This is a genomic window from Verrucosispora sp. WMMD1129 (assembly GCF_029581255.1).
Taxonomy (GTDB): domain Bacteria; phylum Actinomycetota; class Actinomycetes; order Mycobacteriales; family Micromonosporaceae; genus Micromonospora; species Micromonospora sediminimaris.
The window spans coordinates 4,053,990-4,072,454 of the sequence record NZ_CP120741.1; the positions used below are offsets into that span (position 1 = coordinate 4,053,990).

At 71.5% G+C, this 18,465-nt stretch carries 15 protein-coding genes; 12 read left to right on the plus strand and 3 right to left on the minus strand.

Translation table 11 applies throughout. The annotated features are described in order from the left end of the window. Positions 1–297: 297 nt before the first annotated feature. The 9 genes from O7624_RS18850 to O7624_RS18890 all read left to right on the plus strand — a co-directional run bounded on the left by O7624_RS18850 (position 298) and on the right by O7624_RS18890 (position 9,817). Positions 298–1,878, plus strand: coding sequence for an AMP-binding protein (locus O7624_RS18850; protein ID WP_282236738.1), 1,581 nt, complete (start codon positions 298–300; stop codon positions 1,876–1,878). Next, on the plus strand, positions 1,871–2,122 hold the full coding sequence (locus tag O7624_RS18855; RefSeq protein ID WP_093403479.1) for a glutaredoxin family protein: 252 nt from the start codon (positions 1,871–1,873) through the stop codon (positions 2,120–2,122). Before O7624_RS18850 ends, O7624_RS18855 begins: the two co-directional genes overlap by 8 nt. A gap of 38 nt (positions 2,123–2,160) precedes the next feature. Beyond that, a complete protein-coding gene (locus O7624_RS18860; protein ID WP_282236739.1) occupies positions 2,161–2,823 on the plus strand; it encodes an HAD hydrolase-like protein in 663 nt (220 codons plus the stop codon). A 344-nt stretch (positions 2,824–3,167) separates the two neighbouring features. Then, a complete protein-coding gene (locus O7624_RS18865; protein WP_093403720.1) occupies positions 3,168–3,938 on the plus strand; it encodes a redox-sensing transcriptional repressor Rex in 771 nt (256 codons plus the stop codon). Next, positions 3,935–5,263, plus strand: a complete 1,329-nt coding sequence (locus O7624_RS18870) for a glutamyl-tRNA reductase (RefSeq protein ID WP_093403482.1) — start codon at positions 3,935–3,937, stop codon at positions 5,261–5,263. Before O7624_RS18865 ends, O7624_RS18870 begins: the two co-directional genes overlap by 4 nt. Beyond that, positions 5,260–6,231, plus strand: coding sequence for a hydroxymethylbilane synthase (gene hemC, locus O7624_RS18875; protein ID WP_093403484.1), 972 nt, complete (start codon positions 5,260–5,262; stop codon positions 6,229–6,231). The genes O7624_RS18870 and hemC overlap by 4 nt, the downstream gene beginning before the upstream one ends. Beyond that, positions 6,228–7,808 (plus strand): uroporphyrinogen-III synthase, encoded by a 1,581-nt coding sequence (locus tag O7624_RS18880; RefSeq protein WP_093403485.1) that lies wholly within the window; start codon positions 6,228–6,230, stop codon positions 7,806–7,808. Before hemC ends, O7624_RS18880 begins: the two co-directional genes overlap by 4 nt. A gap of 35 nt (positions 7,809–7,843) precedes the next feature. Next, positions 7,844–8,827, plus strand: coding sequence for a porphobilinogen synthase (gene hemB, locus O7624_RS18885; protein ID WP_282236740.1), 984 nt, complete (start codon positions 7,844–7,846; stop codon positions 8,825–8,827). Positions 8,828–9,310: 483 nt separating this feature from the next. After that, entirely contained in the window at positions 9,311–9,817 is a 507-nt protein-coding gene (locus tag O7624_RS18890; protein WP_282236741.1) for a helix-turn-helix transcriptional regulator, read from the plus strand. Between the two features lie 19 nt (positions 9,818–9,836). Here O7624_RS18890 and O7624_RS18895 read toward each other — a convergent pair whose 3' ends face one another. Both O7624_RS18895 and O7624_RS18900 read right to left on the minus strand, forming a co-directional pair. Beyond that, complete coding sequence (locus O7624_RS18895) at positions 9,837–10,853, minus strand: GNAT family N-acetyltransferase (protein WP_093403488.1); 1,017 nt, start codon at positions 10,851–10,853, stop codon at positions 9,837–9,839. Between the two features lie 72 nt (positions 10,854–10,925). Next, on the minus strand, positions 10,926–12,140 hold the full coding sequence (locus O7624_RS18900) for a lytic transglycosylase domain-containing protein (RefSeq protein WP_282236742.1): 1,215 nt from the start codon (positions 12,138–12,140) through the stop codon (positions 10,926–10,928). A 56-nt stretch (positions 12,141–12,196) separates the two neighbouring features. On the opposite strand from O7624_RS18900, the gene O7624_RS18905 reads away from it, so the two are divergent. The 3 genes from O7624_RS18905 to O7624_RS18915 all read left to right on the plus strand — a co-directional run bounded on the left by O7624_RS18905 (position 12,197) and on the right by O7624_RS18915 (position 17,012). Next, entirely contained in the window at positions 12,197–12,415 is a 219-nt protein-coding gene (locus tag O7624_RS18905; RefSeq protein WP_282236743.1) for a zinc ribbon domain-containing protein, read from the plus strand. Between the two features lie 165 nt (positions 12,416–12,580). Beyond that, complete coding sequence (locus tag O7624_RS18910) at positions 12,581–15,409, plus strand: adenylate/guanylate cyclase domain-containing protein (protein WP_282236744.1); 2,829 nt, start codon at positions 12,581–12,583, stop codon at positions 15,407–15,409. A gap of 154 nt (positions 15,410–15,563) precedes the next feature. Then, positions 15,564–17,012, plus strand: coding sequence for an NF041680 family putative transposase (locus tag O7624_RS18915; RefSeq protein ID WP_282236745.1), 1,449 nt, complete (start codon positions 15,564–15,566; stop codon positions 17,010–17,012). Positions 17,013–17,117: 105 nt separating this feature from the next. Here O7624_RS18915 and O7624_RS18920 read toward each other — a convergent pair whose 3' ends face one another. Further along, positions 17,118–18,419, minus strand: coding sequence for an IS256 family transposase (locus tag O7624_RS18920; RefSeq protein WP_282236516.1), 1,302 nt, complete (start codon positions 18,417–18,419; stop codon positions 17,118–17,120). Positions 18,420–18,465: the final 46 nt, after the last annotated feature.

The window sequence follows — 18,465 nt, forward strand, 5'->3', positions numbered from 1 at the left end:
CCGTCGGGTGTGGTTGACAACCGGCGGTTCGGCTGATCCCCAGTGGAGCCGCTGTTCGTGCTGGTGAGGGGGCGGATCGACGGTCGGCGTCCCGGGCCGGTGGAGGCTGGTGCCGGAACCGGAGCGGGACACCTGCGGTGCGTTGTCGTCGCGGCCGTGCCGCACCGTCGGTGACGTGGTCCGGTTCCGTGCACGGGACTCACCGGGCCCTGCGGGACGGCTGACGCGTTCCTCCGGGTGCGGCCGGTGGTTCGCGGGCGTGGCCGTGCGGATCCGGCTGTGCCAGACTCAGCCACCGTGCAGGATCCTGACTCGGTTTCCGGTCCCAACCTCGCCGACCGTCTCCGCCGGGCGGCGGAGCTGTACGCCGGCAAGCCCGCACTGCACTGGCAGGATCGGACGATCACCTGGTCCGAACTGGACGAGGCGGTGAGTGGTACGGCCCGGGCGCTTGCCGACGCGCTGCCGGGGGCCGATGCGACCGGGCCCGGCGCGCGAGTCGCCGTGGCGCTGCCCAACGTGCCGGATTTCGTGATCAGCCTGCTCGGTGCGTTGCGGGCCGGCATGACAGCGGTACCCGTGAACCCCGGCCTGACCGCCCGCGAGCTGCAACACGTCCTGGCGGACTCGGGAGCATCGGTGCTGATCGCTACCGAGCGGATCCGGGCTCTGGTCGGGGAGCTGGATCTGCCCGCGTTGGTGGCGGTACACACCAGCGCGCCGACCGCCGGAGGCGACCGGAGGTTTCCGGTCCGGGGCGCCGACGACCTGGCGGTGCTGCTCTACACCTCGGGCACCTCGGGGTGGCCGAAGGGCGCCATGCTCTCGCACGGGGCGTTGGCGGCCAACCACGAGCAGGTCGACCGGATCGAGCCGCCGGTCGTCGGCCCCGACGACAGGGTGCTGCTGGCCCTGCCGCTCTTTCACGCCTACGGGCTGAATGCCGGGCTGGGCGCGGTGATCCACCACGGTGCGACCGGGGTGCTCGTCGACGATCCGGGCACCGACGCGGCGCTCACCGAGATCGCCCGGCACCAGGTGAGCGTGCTGGTGGGCGTACCGTCGATGGTGCAGACCTGGTCCCGGGCGGACGCCGAAAGCCTCGCCGCGGCGATGACCGCGGTGCGGATCGTGGTCTGCGGCGCGGCGCCGCTGGAGCCGGCCGACGCGGCCCGCTTCACCGAGGCCGCCGGCCGTCCGGTGCACGTCGGGTACGGCCTGACCGAGACCGCGCCGGTGCTCACCTCGACCCTGGTCGGCGGCGAACCCCGGCCCGGATCGATCGGCCGTCCCTTGCCCGGCGTGCAGGTGCGGCTGGTCGGGGCGGACGGTACGGAGTTGTGGCGCGACGGGATCGCCGCGCCCGACGACGACCCGGACGAGATGGATCTCACCGATCCGGCTACGGGCACCGATCCGGGTCAACTCGTGGTCCGCGGCGCGAATCTGTTCTCGGGATACTGGCCGGACGGCGCGGGCGGACCGGATGCCGACGGTTGGTGGGCGACCGGCGACGTCGCGTACGCCGATGCCGATGGCGATCTCTACCTGGTCGACCGGGTCGGTGAGCTGATCCTGGTCAACGGCTTCAACGTGTACCCGCACGAGGTGGAACTGGTGTTGTCGGCGCATCCGGCGGTGGCGGAGTCCGCCGTAGTGGGCGTGCCGCACCCGAGGACCGGAGAGACTGTCCGGGCGTACGTGGTGCCGATGCCGCGGGCCACGGTGGCCGGTACCGAGCTGATCGCCCACTGCACGCGTAATCTGGCCAGATTCAAGTGCCCGACCGAGGTCGAGTTCGTCGATGTGCTGCCGCGCTCGGTGATCGGGAAGGTACGCAAGACCCTGCTCGGTACGACGGAGGAGACCGATGCGTGAACCCCGCCTGACGCTGATCACCCGCCCCGGCTGTCACCTCTGCGAGGACGCCAAGGCGGCGCTCGACCGGGTGGTCGCGGTCACCGGCGACCGGTGGACCGAACGGGACGTCAGCGGTGACGTGGAGCTGGAACGTGAGTACGGCGACCGGCTGCCGGTGGTGCTCCTCGACGGCCGGGAGCACGGCTACTGGCGGGTCGAGGAGGAACGGCTGCTGCGCGACCTGACCACCCCGCAGCTCTGAGCCCCTCGCGCCCTCCCGCGGCCGGATAGGGTGCGGCGATGACCCCTGCGAGCCCCCATCTGGTGTGGGACTGGAACGGCACCCTGCTCAACGATCTCAGCCTCGTGGTGGCCTGCACCAATGCGGTGTTCGCCAGCGAGGGCGGGCCGAGCGTCACCCCCGACGAGCACCGGGTCCGGTTCCGCCGGCCGATCGCCGACTACTACGCGGAGGTGCTCGGTCGCGCGGTGGACGACGACGCCTTCGGCCGGCTGGACAAGATCTTCCACGACGCGTACCGGGTGGGTCTGACCACCTGTGAGCTGGCGCACGACGCCGTGGAGGCGATGGCGGCCTGGTCGGGCAGCCAGTCTTTGTTGTCGATGTGGTTCCACGACGAGTTGGTACCCACCGTCGAGACGTACGGTCTGACCGGCCGGTTCGCCCGGGTCGACGGGCTGCGGGCGCAGGTGGGCGGCGACCGCAAGGCAGAGTCACTGGCACGGCATCTGGACGCGTTGGGCGTCGACGGCCGGTCGGTGGTGCTGATCGGCGACTCGCTCGACGACGCCGACGCGGCCCGCTCCGTCGGTGGCCGCGCCGTCCTCTACACCGGCGGGTTCACTGACCGCGCCCGACTGCTCGCCTCCGGCCATCCCGTCGCCGACACGCTCACCGAGGCCGTGACCCTCGCCACCGATCCCACCGCCAAACCGCGCTGATCATGAAGTTTGTGGCCCGCCAAATCGGCGTGTCGGGGCGATAACCTCATCATCGGCCAATTGGAATGGGAGCCAGGGGCTGCGTGTGATTGGTCAGAGAAGTCGGGATTGAGCGATAATCGCGCGGGTGCCTATGGCGAGGTGGTGATCGATCTTGTGGGATGGAGGGGCCGGTGGGGGCGCGGGCCGTGCCAGCAAGATCGCGATTTGTGCACGTCTTCACAAGCGCCTACTCTGTAATTCCGACGCGCCCTGCTAGCACAGCCGGCAACATCGGTCGCCAGCGGGAGTCCCGAAACGGCCGGCCGGTGGAGTTGGTCGAGGATCGCACCGCACGGAGTCTCATGAGTCAGCACCGTCACCCTGGCGCGCCCGGTCGCGCAGGTGCCGTACCGGCGCTCCCGGATCTGCCGGAGGCGACGGTGGCCCGGCTCCCCGAATATCTTCGTGCCCTGCACAACCTCGCCGAAACCGGTCACGAGACGGTTTCCAGTGAAGGATTGGCCAACGCCGCCGGCGTCAACTCGGCCAAGCTCCGCAAGGACCTCTCCCAGCTCGGCTCGTACGGCACCCGGGGCGTCGGCTACGACGTCGGGCTGCTGATCGACCAGATCGAGTACGTGCTCGGGCTCACCCAGCGTCGGGCCGTCGCCCTGGTAGGGGTGGGTAACCTCGGTCACGCCCTGGCCGGCTACGACGGCTTCGCCAGCCGCGGGTTCCGGATCGCCGCCCTCTTCGACGCCGATCAGGAGCGGGTCGGCGAGGAGATCAACGGCCTGGTCGTGCAGCACATCGACGAACTGCCCCGGGTCGCCGCCGAGGAATCCATCGCGATCGGTGTCATCGCCACCCCGGCAACCGCCGCGCAACGGGTGGCGGATCAGTTGGTCGCGGTCGGCGTGACGAGCATCCTGAATTTCGCCCCGTGCGTACTCTCGGTCCCCGAGGGGGTCGACGTGCGCAAGGTCGACCTGGCCATCGAGTTGCAGATCCTGTCGTTCCACGAGCACCGCAAGGCATCCCTGACCGCGCTTCCCGCCGCCGGTGGGTCCGCCCTCACCGCCCTGCCGGGTGGTCTCGCGGTCACCGAGAGCCAGGAGGCGATCGGCACGTGAAACTCCTCGTCGTGGGCGCGTCGTACCGCACCGCACCGGTCGCCACCCTGGAACGACTCGCGGTGTCACCCAGCGGGCTCGACCGCACCCTGGGGCGCCTGGTCGCGCAGCCGTACGTGAGCGAGGCCGTCCTCGTCTCCACCTGCAACCGGGTGGAGGTCTACGCGGCGGTGTCCGGCTTCCACGGCGGCCTCGGCGACATCTGTGCCATCCTCGCCGAGCAGGCGGGCTGCCAGCCGGCCGCGCTGGCCAACCACCTCTACGTGCACTTCGACTCGGCCGCGGTGGATCACGTCTTCCGGGTCGCCGCCGGGCTGGACTCGATGGTGATCGGCGAGGCGCAGATTCTCGGGCAGCTCCGGGACGCGTACCACTGGGCAAGTGCGGCCGACACCGCCGGGCGGCTGCTGCACGAGCTGATGCAGCAGGCCCTGCGGGTCGGCAAGCGGGCTCACTCGGAGACCGGCATCGACCGCGCCGGCCAGAGTGTGGTCACCGCCGCGCTGGGGCTCGCCGCCGGACACCTCGACGACGACCTCACCGGCCGACCCGCGCTGATCGTCGGAGCCGGGGCGATGGGCTCGCTGGGCGTGGCGACACTGTCCCGGCTCGGTGCCGGGCCGCTGACCGTGGCGAACCGCAGCACCGACCGCGCCGTCCGGCTGGCCGAGTCGTACGGTGCCGGTGCGCGACCGATGGCCGAGCTGGCCGAGACGCTCTCCACTGTGGACATCGTGGTGGCCGCCACCGCCTCCACCGAGCCGGTCCTCACCCGCGAGGTGGTCGCCGCCGCGGCGGCCGACCGCGACCCCGGGCGTGGCCCGCTGGTCCTGCTCGACCTCGCGGTACCGCGAGACGTCGGCCCCGGCGTCGCCGAGCTGCCCGGCGTCGAGGTGATCGACATCGACCGGATGGCGGCACTGCTCGCCGACGGTCCGGTCGCCGCGGACGCCGCCGCCGTCGAGCGGATCGTGGCCGGCGAGGTCGAGTCCTTCCTCAGTTGGCTGCGCGGCGCCGACGTCGCCCCGACCGTCGCGGCCCTGCGCGGACGGGCCGACGACGTGGTCACCGCCGAACTGCGCCGGCTCGCGCAACGCCGTCCCGACCTCAGCGACGACCAGCGCGCCGAGGTGGCGCGTACCGTGCACCGAGTGGTCCAGCGGCTGCTGCACCAGCCGACCGTCCGGGTCCGTCAGCTCGCCGCCGAACCCGGCGGTGACCAGTACACCGCCCTGCTGCGGGAACTGTTCGATCTCGAGGTTCCGCAGACCTCGCCGGTGGACACCGTGCCCGACATCACCCCACCGACCGGAGGCGAGCGATGAACGAGGCCCCGCTGCGCCTCGGTACCCGGGGCAGCAAGCTGGCGATGGCCCAGTCGGGCCACGTCGCCGAGGCGCTGACGGCCCGTACCGGACGCCCCGTCGAGCTGGTCGAGGTGGTCACCGCCGGTGACCGGTCCAGCGCGCCGGTGCACCGGCTCGGGGTCGGCGTCTTCGTCTCCGCGCTGCGTGACGCACTGGTCGCCGGGACGATCGACTTCGCGGTGCACTCGTACAAGGACCTGCCCACCGCGACCGCGGCGGGGCTGCACATCGCTGCGGTGCCGCCACGACAGGATCCGCGCGACGCGCTGATCGCCCGCGACGGCAGGACTCTCGCCGAACTTCCACCCGGCGCGGTTGTCGGCACCGGTGCGCTGCGCCGGATCGCCCAGCTGCACGCGTTGGGCATGCCCCTGTCGGTCACCCCGATCCGGGGCAACATCGACACCCGGCTTGCCCGGGTGCTGGGCCCGGACGCCGACCTCGACGCCGTCGTCCTGGCCCGAGCGGGCCTGGCCCGCATCGACCGGAGCGACGTCATCACCGAGACGCTCGACCCGATGCTGATGCTGCCGGCACCCGCGCAGGGTGCCCTGGCGGTCGAATGTCGGGTCGACGACCCGGATCTGGTCGAACTGCTCGCCCTGCTCGACCATGCGCCGTCCCGTGCCGCGGTCACCGCGGAACGGGCGATGCTGGCCACCCTGGAGGCCGGATGCTCCGCTCCGGTCGCCGCCTACGCCGAACTCGCCGAAGGCGAGAACGGCGATGAGATCTACCTGCGCGGAGCGGTGATCAGCCCGGACGGTACCCACGAGGTCCGGCTGTCCCGCACCGGTACGCCCGCCGACGCGGCGGAGATCGGTAAGGCACTCGCCGCCGAACTCCTCGACCTCGGCGCCGACTCGATCCTCGGCCCGCAAGGACACGACGGCCCGGGGACCCAGCAATTTGGGAGCACAGAATGACCCGCACCCGTAAGCCCGTAGGCCGCATCGCGTTCGTCGGGGCAGGACCCGGCGACCCGGGCCTGCTGACCCGCCGGGCGCACGACGCCCTGGTCGACGCCGACCAGGTGGTGTACGACCGGGGAGTCCCCGAGTCGCTGCTCGACGTCGTCCGGGCCGAGGCCAGCTCCGATGCCCAGTTCACCCCGGCCGAGGGCGCGCCGGGCGACGTGGCCAAGATCCTGATCTCGGCGGCCCGTTCCGGGCAGAACGCGGTGCACCTGGTGGCCGGCGACCCGTTCGGCCACGACTCGGTGGTCAAGGAGGTGCAGGCGGTGGCACGTACCGCCGCGCACTTCGAGGTGGTTCCCGGCGTCGGCCAGGCCGAGGGAGTGGCCACCTACGCGGGCGTGCCGCTGCCGGGCGTACGCACCGCCGCCGACGTCGAGGACGTCAGTGCCCTGGACTTCGACGCGCTGGCCGCGGCCGTGCAGCGCGGTTCGCTGGCGCTGGCGGTCGACGCCGGCGATCTGGCCGCGATCCGGGACGGGCTGCTCGCCGCCGGCGTGGACGGCGGCACCGACGTCGGGGTGACCGGGGACGGCACCGGGGAGACGCAGTACACCACCACGTCGACCGTGGACTCCTTCGTCGCGGCGGCACTCGGCTTCACCGGCCGGGTCGTGCTGACCGTCGGTGACGGCGTGGGCCAGCGGGACAAGCTCAGCTGGTGGGAGAACCGCCCGCTGTACGGGTGGAAGGTGCTGGTGCCCCGCACCAAGGAGCAGGCCGGCGCGATGAGCGCCCGGCTGCGTGCGTACGGGGCGATTCCCTGTGAGGTGCCGACCATCGCGGTCGAGCCGCCGCGTACCCCCGCCCAGATGGAGCGGGCGGTCAAGGGCCTGGTCGACGGCAGGTACGCCTGGGTGATCTTCACGTCGGTCAACGCGGTACGGGCGGTCTGGGAGAAGTTCGCCGAGCACGGGCTGGACGCCCGGCACTTCGGCGGCGTCAAGATCGCCTGCATCGGCGACGCCACCGCCGACGCCGTCCGCGCCTTCGGTATCCAGCCGGAGCTGATCCCCTCCGGTGAGCAGTCCTCCGAGGGGCTGCTGGCCGAGTTCTCGCCGCACGACGAGGTGCTCGATCCGGTCGGCCGGGTGCTGCTACCGCGTGCCGACATCGCCACCGAGACGCTCGCCGCCGGGCTCACCGAGCGCGGCTGGGAGGTCGACGACGTGACCGCGTACCGGACGGTCCGGGCCGCTCCGCCGCCCGCCGAGATCCGGGACGCGATCAAGTCGGGTGGGTTCGACGCGGTGCTGTTCACCTCGTCCTCCACGGTGCGGAATTTGGTCGGCATCGCCGGCAAGCCGCACACGCGTACCGTTGTTGCTGTCATCGGGCCCAAGACGGCGGAGACCGCGACGGAGTTCGGCCTGCGGGTCGACGTCCAGCCCCCGCACGCCTCGGTGCCCGATCTGGTGGAGGCGCTCGCCGGCTACGCCGTCGAGCTGCGGGAGAAGCTCGCCGCGATGCCGGCGAAGCAGCGCCGTGGTTCGAAGGTCCAGGGGCCGACCGCGCTGAGGTTCCGGTAGCCGTCTCGGCTCCGGCTGGTCGTCAGGGAGGGTTCGTGTCGTACCCAGAGATCCGGCCCCGCCGGCTGCGCCGCACCGCGGCGATGCGTCGGCTGGTCTCCGAGACCCGCGTCGACCCGGCCGAGCTGGTCGTGCCGATGTTCGTCAAGGAGGGGCTGACCGAGCCGCGCGCCATCGCCTCGCTGCCGGGTGTGCTCCAGCACTCGCGCGACTCGCTGCGCAAGGCGGCGGTGGAGGCGGTGCAGGCCGGCGTCGGCGGGATCATGCTGTTCGGCGTGCCGGCGTCACGCGACGAACGCGGCTCCGGCGGCATCGACCCGGACGGCATCCTCAACGTCGCCATCCGTGACGTGGTCGCCGAGGTGGGCGACGCCACGGTGGTGATGAGCGACCTCTGCCTGGACGAGTTCACCTCGCACGGGCACTGCGGGCTGCTCACCCCGGCCGGTGAGGTGGACAACGACGCCACTCTCGGCGCGTACGCCGAGATGGCGGTGGCCCAGGCCGCCGCCGGGGTCGGGGTGGTCGGGCCGTCCGGGATGATGGACGGCCAGGTCGGGGTGGTACGCCGGGCACTCGACGCGGCCGGTCACACCGACGTGGCCGTGCTCGCGTACGCCGTGAAGTACGCCTCGGCCTTCTTCGGCCCCTTCCGTGACGCGGTGGAGTCGGCGCTGGAGGGGGACCGACGGGCCTACCAGCAGGATCCGGCCAACCTGCGCGAGTCGCTGCGCGAGGTCGCGCTGGACGTCGCCGAGGGCGCCGACATGGTGATGGTCAAGCCGGGGCTGCCGTACCTCGACGTGGTGTCGGCGGTCCGCGCCGCCGTGGACGTGCCCGTGGCGGCCTACCAGGTCTCCGGCGAGTACGCGATGGTCGAGGCGGCTGCCGCGAACGGCTGGGTCGACCGGGAGCGGGTGATGTTGGAGACCCTCACCTCGATCCGCCGCGCCGGTGCCCAGATCATCCTCACCTACTGGGCCGTCGAGGCTGCCCAACTGCTCCGCCAGCGCTACTGACCCTGCTCGACACCCCTGCTCGCCTCTCCCCGCACGCCGCAATGCTGACGGCTGGGCGGCTGGGCGGCTGGGCGGCGGCCTGTTCACGCCGGCACCCGTCAGCACTGGTCGACCAGCGTCTCGGCCACAGCTGTCACTCTGAGTGTTTCTCCTCCACCCCCACAGTTGTCCCTGCCCATCCTTTGCTCTGCTTCAACCCACGCACAGCTTGCGGAGGGTAGTCGTCGGCGGATGGCGCGTTGAGGACTCGGCCTCGCTCAGCTGCTGGTCAGAGAGGGTTGCGTGGGTTGAAGCAGAGCAAAGGGCGTGGAGGTGCTAGTAGGAAGGTCGGAGGGAGGAGCCCTTTCGGTCACTCAAGGTGATCGTCGCTCACGGTGGCGGTCGTCTGCCTGGTGCGGGGTCAGTGGATGCCGCGGGGCTTGATATCCACAGGTTTTTCCACAGGGGTTGCTGCCCTGGTTCGTGCAGCGGCAAGGTCGGGGCATGTCCACCGTCTTCGAGCCGCCGGACCTCGGCCCCACCGTCGGTCCCTTTCCCATCGCCGGTCTGGTGCGACGTGCCCGTCGGATCGTCGGGCTCAGCCAGTTGCGGATGGCCCGGTTCGCCAAGGTCGCCCCGTCGACCGTCGCGCGGGTCGAGGCGGGCAGCCTGACACCGAGCCTGGCGGTGCTGGAGCGGCTGCTGGCTGCGGCCGGGCTATACCTCGTGGCCGTCGACCAGGAGGGGCGGGTCGTGCTGCCGATGGAGGTCTGGGACGACACCCGGGACGGAGCCGATCGCCGCTACCCGGCTCACCTGAACACCATTCTCGATCCGGAACCGGGTGAATGGTGGGCGGACATCTACGGGCTGGCCCGACCGCCGGAGACCTACCACCGTTCCCGGGCCGATCGGGAGGCGCGGCGACGCCGCAGTCAGTGGGAGGTGCGGGTGGCCAGATACCGGAACGTGCCGCCTCCGCCCGACCCACGGACCTGGTACCGGGACTGACCGCCGGAGGGCCGCCCGGTCAGCGCGTGGTGTCGATCCGGTGGACCAGCTCGGCGACGTCGATGCTGTATTCGCACCAGTCCCGGTCGGTGCGGTAACCCAACTCGGCGTTGACCTTGAGCATGGCCTCGTTGGCCTGCGCGTTCCAGGTCTGCACCTCGGTCAGCTGCGGCTCGGCCGAACGCAGCTCCAACAGCATCCGAGCCTTGATCGCGCGGTCGATGCCGTAGCCCTGGTGATCCTGCACCACGATCGTGTCGTACTGGTCGGCGCGGGTCGGATGCTGAGCCGGCACGACCACCTCGGTCAGGCCGGCCACCTCACCGGTCTGCTCGTGCAGCGCGAGCACGATGTACGGCTTCATGCCCCGTCGGTGCAGGCAGTCGAGGCTGTCCCGGAGCCGCTGCGGATCGTACGAACTGGGCCGTAGCTCGCCGTCCTCGATGTCCCGGATCTCGGCCTTGGCCCGCGCGTACGCCTCGATCAGTTCGTCCGGCGGGCCGCCGGGGTGGAACTGGACCTGGTAGCCCGCACCCAGCCCGGTCGACATCTCCGCCAACTCGGCCCAGTCGACGCTGGAGAGGTCCAGGACGCTTCGGGTCTCGACGTACTCCCGGCTGAAGCCGAGCGATTCGTAGAAGGCGACGGCAGGAGTGTCGCCGACCACCTCCACCCCGATCGACTCGAAGCCCTCCTGGTAGACGCGACGGGCCGCGCGCAGGACGAGATCACGGCCCAACCCGCTGCGCCGTGCGCTCGGGTGGACCAGGACCTCAAGCACACCGATGTTGCCGAGCAGCAGCACGTGCACCTGCCCGAGGATGGCCCCCGGGCTGCCGTCAGCAGCCGGATCCTCCTCGGCGATCCAGGAGATCCGCCGTTCGCCCGGCATCACCTCGGCGAGGTACTCCCGCAGGGAACTCTCCCGCCACGGCGGATCCTGCGGGAGATCGGCCGCCAGGACCGCGTTCAGCGTGTCCAGCAGCGACGCGATCTCGGCGGACGACGCGGTCCTGGGGTCCCACTCGCGCACCATCACCCGTCTAGCTTGCCGTTAACCGCAGCCGGGGGGAAGTGTCCAGTTCTCCAATGTATGCGGACGATCACTTCACGTGCGACTGGCCTGTCCGTACCGGTTGGCGGCGTCGAAGACATCCTGGGCGTACCTTCGGACGTCGTTGTACGACAGAATCGCGTTCCACCAGTCACCCGGAATGGTGAGGTTCCGACCGCCCTTGCACAGGTACATGCCGGCGGCGAGCGCGGCGTCGTGGATGTTGTGCGGGTCCTTGCGGCCGTCGTTGTCCGCGTCGGCGCCGATCTCCGCCCAGGTGGTCGGAATGAACTGCATCGGCCCGATCGCCCGGTCGTAGGTGGTGTCGCGGTCCAACTCGCCCCGGTCGGTGTCGGCGATGCGCATCCGGTTGCCCTGACCGTCCAGCGGCAGACCGATGATCTCCGGGACCGCCCGGCCGTCCGCGCCGAGCTGGGCGTTGTTGGCCTGGCCGTGGCGGGACTCGACCAGACCGATCGCGGCCAACGTGGTCCAGCTCAGGCCGCAGGCGCGATCGGTCTCGGCAAGCACCAGCTCGGCGTAGCCGTACGCCTGCATGGCGATCGGGTCGATGCCGACCTTGGCGCCCGTGTCGCGGGCCCAGCCGGCCAGGGCGTCGGACGGGCGTCCACCGGCCGGCGCGGCGGCGCCCGGCGGGGTCACGCCCGGCGGAAGGGTAGCGGTGGGTGGCGGGAACTGCCCCGGCGGCGGCACCGCGCCGGACGGCGGCAGGTCGCTGGGCAGCGCGTCGGGCACCTCGGCGGTGGCGTCGACCGCCACCGGACGCGGGGCGCCGAGGGTGGCCGGCACGAGCAGTGCGCCGGCCGTGGCGGTCGCAGCGATCAAGGCCAGCAGGAACACGCCGGGCAGGGTCAGCCGGCCACTCGGCCGGCGCGACCAGTCGCGGGTCGCCCGGGCCGCGACCCGCGGCCCCGGCAGACGTACGGCGTGCACGAAGCGCACCCGGCGACGCCGGGCTGCCGGTGCGCCGGAGTCCGGAGTGGACTGCTCGACAGTGGTCTTCGGCGTCGATCCGGGAGCCGCAGCGCCGGTCGAGGCGCCTGCGGCGCTATCGATGGCCGCTGCCGGAACCGACTCGGTGGTTGGTGAGTCCAATGCCGCGTCGTCGGCCGGCTTGCCGGAACTCAGCCAGGGTCGGCGGGGCCGGGGCAGCCTGGTCGCCGGCCCGTCCGGGCCGGCACCGGAGTCGGCGCGCGGCGTGGCCGGTCGGAGGGGTCGAAGGGTGCTGCGCTCTTCGCCGTCTGCCACCCGTCGAGTATCACCCATGTCCCCGCCGACGTCAGGTCCGGTCGTAGGCTGATGGCATGCCCCGGTACGAGTTCCGTTGCCGCGCCTGCGGCGCCACCTTCGAGGTCAACCGTCCGATGGCGCAGGCCGGTGAGCCGGCGCCCTGCCCGCAGGGGCACGCCGACACGGTGAAACTGCTCTCCACGGTCGCGGTCACCGGTCGCGGCGGTGGCGGCTCCGGTGCCGCGTCCGCTGCCGGCCGCGGCGGTTGCTGTGGTGGCGGCTGCGGCTGCTGACCGCGCCGGCAATCTTCGTGGATGGGTGGTACGGGTGATGCCGGCCTTGCCCGGATGCCGGGTCCGATGGCACCTTGGGTCGGAGTCTTGGCCGGCCGTTCTCACGATGCGTGATGATCTGGTCTCGGGAAGTATGGTGCCGAGACCAGGGGGGAGGTTCCACGCATGCCGCCACGGATCCACCTCCCGACCGGCTGGGTGACCTTCGTTTTCACCGACATCGAGGGCTCCACCCGGCTGGCACAGCTGCTCGGGTCGGGCTATCGGCCGGTGCTGGCCGAGCATCGACGGCTGCTCCGCCGCACGATCGCGGCGACCGAGGGTGCGGAGTTGCTGACCGAGGGCGACTCGTTCTTTCTCGCCTTCGATGACGCCGGAGCGGCGTTGACCGCCTGTCTGACCGCCCAGCGGGCGCTCGGTGAACACGACTGGCCGACCCCCGAGGCGGCCCCCCGGGTCCGGATGGGACTGCACACCGGTTGGGCGGAGCCACGCGACGGCGAGTACGCCAGTCCCGAGGTGCACCGGGCGGCCCGCGTCGCCGCGGCGGCGCACGGTGGGCAAATCCTCTGCTCCGGTGCCACGGCGCGGCGGGCCCGTCCACTGCCGGCCGGCGCCTCGCTACTAGACCTCGGGCTGCACCGGCTACGCGGCTTCGATGACCGGGAACGGCTCTTCCAGCTCGTCGCACCCGGCCTGGAACGGCAGTTTCCGCGACCGCGCACCGCCGACGCGGTGGCGCACAACCTGCCGATCCAGGTCACCACGTTCGTCGGCCGGCAGACCGAACGCGCCGAGCTGAGGCGACTCGTGGCCCGACACCGGCTGGTCACCGTGCTGGGCGCGGGTGGCAGCGGGAAGACGCGGCTGGCTGTGGAGTTCGCCACCGACCTAGTGGACGAGTACCCGGACGGCGTCTGGTTCGTCGACATCGCCGCGGTCACCGATCCCGGGCTGGTCGCCTTCGCGGTCGCCGCCGTGCTCGGGCTGCGTCCGGAGCCGGGCCGCCCGATGGTCGACACGCTTGTGGAGTACGCCGCTGCCCGCCGGATGCTGATCGTGCTCGACACCTGCGACGCCCAGCCGGCGTCCTGTGCCGAGGCGGTGTCCCGGTTGCTGGCTGGTGGCGGTGGCGTGCGGGTGCTGGCGACGACCCGGGAACCGCTCGGGCTGCCGGGCGAGGTGGTGTGGCGAATCCCGCCGTTGTCCGTCGACCCGGCACCCGACGGCACCGAGAGCGACGCGGTGGCGCTGCTGCTGGACCGTACGGCGGCGGCCCGAGGCGGACGGCAGCCCGACCCGTCCGAGTCGGCCGACATCCGCCGGGTGGTGCGCCGCCTGGACGGGTTGCCGCTCGCCATCGAGCTGGCCGCGGCCCGGCTGCGGGTGCTCTCGGTCGGTCAGCTCGCCGAGCGTCTCGACGACGTGCTCGGCACGCTCGACGCCGGCCGCGAGGATCCGCTGCCGGCACCGGCCGATCGGGGCAACACCGGCAACCAGCGGGACACGGTCGACCTGGCCGCGGCGGCCACCGGCGTCAACCCCTCGGCCCCGGCGACCCGAGCGGCGGCCCGCTCGGCTGTCGAACGGCACCTGACCATGCAGGCGACGGTGACCTGGTCCTACCGGACCCTCGGGCCACGGGCTGCGCGACTGCTGCGCTGGCTGGCCGTCTTCGCCGGCCCGGTCGACCTGCCGACGGTGGAGTGGCTGCTCGACGACGACCCGCTCGACCCGTTGTCGGTGCTTGTCGACAAGTCCATGGTGCTGGCGGAGCCGCATGCGGCCGGCTGCACCTACCGGATGCTCGACCCGATCCGGGCGTACGCGGCACGCCGGCTCGCCGAAGCCGGCGAGGAACAGGCGGCCCGTGACCGGCATGTGGCCTGGTCGGCGCACGCCCTGGAGCGGGCACACCTCGGCCCGGACGGGCAGCCGGTGACGCTGTCGCTGTACGCGCTGGATCCACTCGCCGGTGAGCTGCGTGCCGCGCTGCGCTGGTGCGCCACGGGTGGCAGTGCCCGGATCGGACTGCGGCTGGCTGGCGGGCTGGACCAGTGGTGGCGTGAGCGCGGACTGGCCCGGGAAGGCCGGCTCTGGCTGTTCCGGCTCTACGGCCGCCTGGCCGAGACCGGCGAGGTGATCCCGGAGGACGAGCTGGCGGCGGCCTACCACATGCATTCGCTGCACGCCGGTGGCGACGGCGAGTTCGGCGAGGAGCTGCGCTACTCGCAGCGGGCCGAGGCGGCGGCCCGCCAGGCCGGGGACGCCGGTCTGCTGGCCCGGGTGCTCGCCGGCCGCGCCGCCCCGCTCGTCGACATGGGACAGTTCGCCGAGGCGGAGCGGGTCTGCCGGGAGGTCATCGACTGGGCGCAGGACCAGGGGGTCGAGTCGGAGGCGTTGTTCGCCGTCTTCCGCCTGGCCGAGTTGCTGTGGCGGCGGGGCGCACTGGGCGAGGCGGCGGAGCTGCTCGGTGCGGCTCGTCCGGTGGAGGCGTCCCGCCCGGTCGACCGGGGACGCCGCTCGGTGGACATGCTGCTCGGCATGGTCGCGCTGGCGCGGGGTGACCTGGTGGCCGCGCACGAGCACCTGCTGGTGGCGCTGCGGTCGCGGATGAATCACGGCTTCCACGGGCGGGCCTGCGACACATTGAACGCGGTCGCGGTGCGTTGCGCGGTCGGTGGCCAGCCGCTGACCGGGGCTCGGCTCTTCGGCGCCGCCCAGGCGACCCGGGCGGGTCTGCGGTCGACGCCGGGCATCTTCGAGGCGTACTGGACGGAGCGGCAGGCGGCGCTGCGGCGGATGTTGGGCGACACGGCCTTCGACGAGGCGTACGGCGAGGGTGCCGAACTGGGGCTGGATGAGGCGGTCGCGTTGGCGCTCGGTGTCGAGCATCCCGACCTGGCGGCCGATTCGGGGCGGTTCGCCTCGGGGGCGGGTCGCTCCGCTCCACCTCGGCCCAGCGCTGTCGACCGGCACACCGAGCACGCCTGAGACCGTCGGGAATCCGCGCGCGGTTTCCCGACGGTCCCTGAGCTTGATCTTTAACCTTTGGCGGCTGGTCGGTGACCCCGGCTGATCATGGTGACAGCCCCTGGTCGATCATCTTCTTGTCGAGGGAAGAGGATCAATACCAGGGGCTGTCTTGGTGGTCAGTGTGCATGATGCTGGTTCTGCTGGTGCGTTCGGGGAGCTGGCGGCGTTTCGGCGGGAGTTCCATGCCTGTCTGACCGCTCGGGCGGATGCGATGTTCGAGTTGGCCGACGCGGTGTTGTGCGGCGACGGGCCGGTGCATTCGCTGGTGGAGCTGTCGCTGGTGGGCGAGCATCGTCGTGGCCATGGGTCGCTGTACGCGGCGCTGGCCCGAGGTCGGGTGGATGTCGAGCGGCTGCGCAGGAGCTTGGCGGCGCTTCCGCTGCCTCGCGCGGCCGACGGCCGGCTTGTCCTGGCGGTCGACATCACCTGCTGGCTGCGGCCCGACGCGCATACCTCCGCGGAGCGGATCCTGTGCCACACCTACGGCCGCGGCAAGGACCAGCACGTGATGATTCCTGGCTGGCCGTACTCGTTCGTCACGGCGTTGGAGCCCGGTCGCAGTTCCTGGACCGCGCCGCTGGATGCTCAGCGGCTCGCGCCGGGCGATGATGCCGCCACCGTCACCGCCGGGCAACTCCGCCACCTCGTGCAGCGACTCATCGCCGCTGGGCAGTGGCGCACCGGTGATCCCCACATCCTGGTCGTCGCCGACGCCGGCTACGACACGCCCCGATTGGCATACCTGCTGCGCGACCTGCCGGTGCAGGTGCTGGGCCGGATGCGCTCCGATCGAGTGCTGCGCCACGCGGCCCCGCCCCGACGGCCGGGCACGAACGGTCGACCACCCCGCCACGGCAGCGAGTTCATCTTCGGTGACCCCGCGAGCTGGGGCGCGCCCGAGGTGACCACGGTGACCGACACTCGCCTCTACGGCGCTGCCACCGCCCGCAGCTGGGACCGGCTACATCCCCGGCTGACGCACCGCAACGCCTGGATCGACCAGACCGGCGACCTGCCACTCATCGAAGGCACCGTGATCCGGCTGGAGGTGAATCACCTGCCTAGCGGCGCGATCCCGAAGCCGGTGTGGCTGTGGTGGTCCGAGACCGATGCCACACCCGCCGACGTTGACCGGCTCTGGCAGGCGTTCCTGCGCCGCTTCGACATCGAGCACACCTTCCGGCTGCTCAAACAGACCCTTGGCTGGACCTGCCCGAAGATCCGCACCCCACAAGCCGCCGACCGGTGGACCTGGCTCATTCTGGCCGTCTACGCGCAGCTGCGCCTGGCACGCGGCCTCACCAGTGACCTGCGCCGCCCCTGGGAGAAACCGACACCGCCCGAACGCCTCTCACCCGCCCGCGTCCGACGAGGGTTCCGGCACCTCCGCGCGAAGACCGCCTGCCTGGCCAGCGCACCGAAACCCTCCCGACCAGGTCCAGGGCGACCACCAGGCCGACCGAACAAGCAACCCGCTCAACGACACGACGTGCACATCAGCGCGAACGCAAGGAAGAAACCGAAGACCTCGAGCAGTCCCCGCCCACGCCGCACAGGTTAAAGATCAAGCTGAGCGGCGGGACGCCCGACCACGGTTGCTGCCGGGCGTCCGTCACTGTTCGTCAGGGGTCTGTCAAACGAACGGTGTAACTCGGGTTGTTGACGGCTACTTGCGGCCTGCGGACAGGCGTCCTTCGAAGGCGATGTCGAAGGCGTTGAGGGCTGGCTTCCAGCGGATGGTCCAGCGCCGGCGGCCCTGCCCGGTGGGGTCGAGGCTCATCACGGCCAGGTAGACGCATTTCAGCGCGGCGGCCTCGTTGGGGAAGTGGCCGCGGGCGCGGACGGCGCGGCGGATGCGGGCGTTGACGCTCTCGATGGCGTTGGTGGAGCAGACGACGGTGCGGATCTCGGCGTCGAAGGCCAGGAACGGCACGAACTCCGCCCACGCCTGCTCCCACAGCCGCACGATCGCCGGATACTTGCCGCCCCACGCCTCGGTGAACTCGGCGAACCGGGCCCTGGCAGCCGGCTCGGTGGGCGCGGTGTAGACCGGCCGCAGGGCTTTGGCGATGGCGTCCCAGTGCTGCCGGCCGGCATACCGGAACGAGGCACGCAGCAGATGGATCACGCAGGTCTGCACCACCGCTTCGGGCCACACCTCGCCGATCGCGTCGGGCAGCCCTTTGAGTCCGTCACAGACCACCATGCACGCGTCCGCGACACCGCGGTTCTTCAGCTCGGTGAGGACCTGCAGCCAGAACTTGGCGCCCTCACCGCCGTCACCGGCCCACAGCCCGAGGATGTCCCGGGTGCCGTCAACGGTGACGGCCAGGGCCAGGTAGATGGGCCGGTTGGCGACCTTCCCGTCACGGATCTTCACGTGCACCGCGTCCAGGAAGATCACCGGGTAGACCGGGTCCAAAGGCCGGTTCTGCCACTCGGTCATGCCCTCGACAACCTTGTCAGTGATCGTCGAGATCGTCTGCCGTGACACGTCGGCACCGTAGACCTCGGCGAGGTGGGCCTGGATCTCCCCGGTGGTCAGGCCCTTGGCGGACAGCGAGATGACCATGTCGTCCACACCGGACAACCGACGCTGCCGCTTGCGGACGATCTGCGGCGCGAACGACCCATCCCGGTCGCGCGGCACGTCAATCTCGACCGGGCCGACATCGGTGAGCACCGTCTTGGCCCGCACACCGTTGCGGGAGTTCCCGCCGTTCCTGCCCGCCGGCTCGCCCTTGTCATAGCCCAAGTGATCGGTGATTTCGCCCTCAAGCGCTGATTCCAGGACTCGCTTCGTGAGCTGCTGCAACAGACCGCCGTCGCCGGTCAGCTGCAGACCCGCCGCACGGGCCTGCTCCACGATCTGGGCGACGAGTTCCCCGTCGAGACCCTCCGCCGGTTGTCCCGGCCCGTTCTTCGCCACCGCGGCAGTATCCACGGCGGCCATCGATCCATCAGACATCAGGTGCTGCTCCTTGATCAGGAGTTACACCGTTCGTCTTACAGTC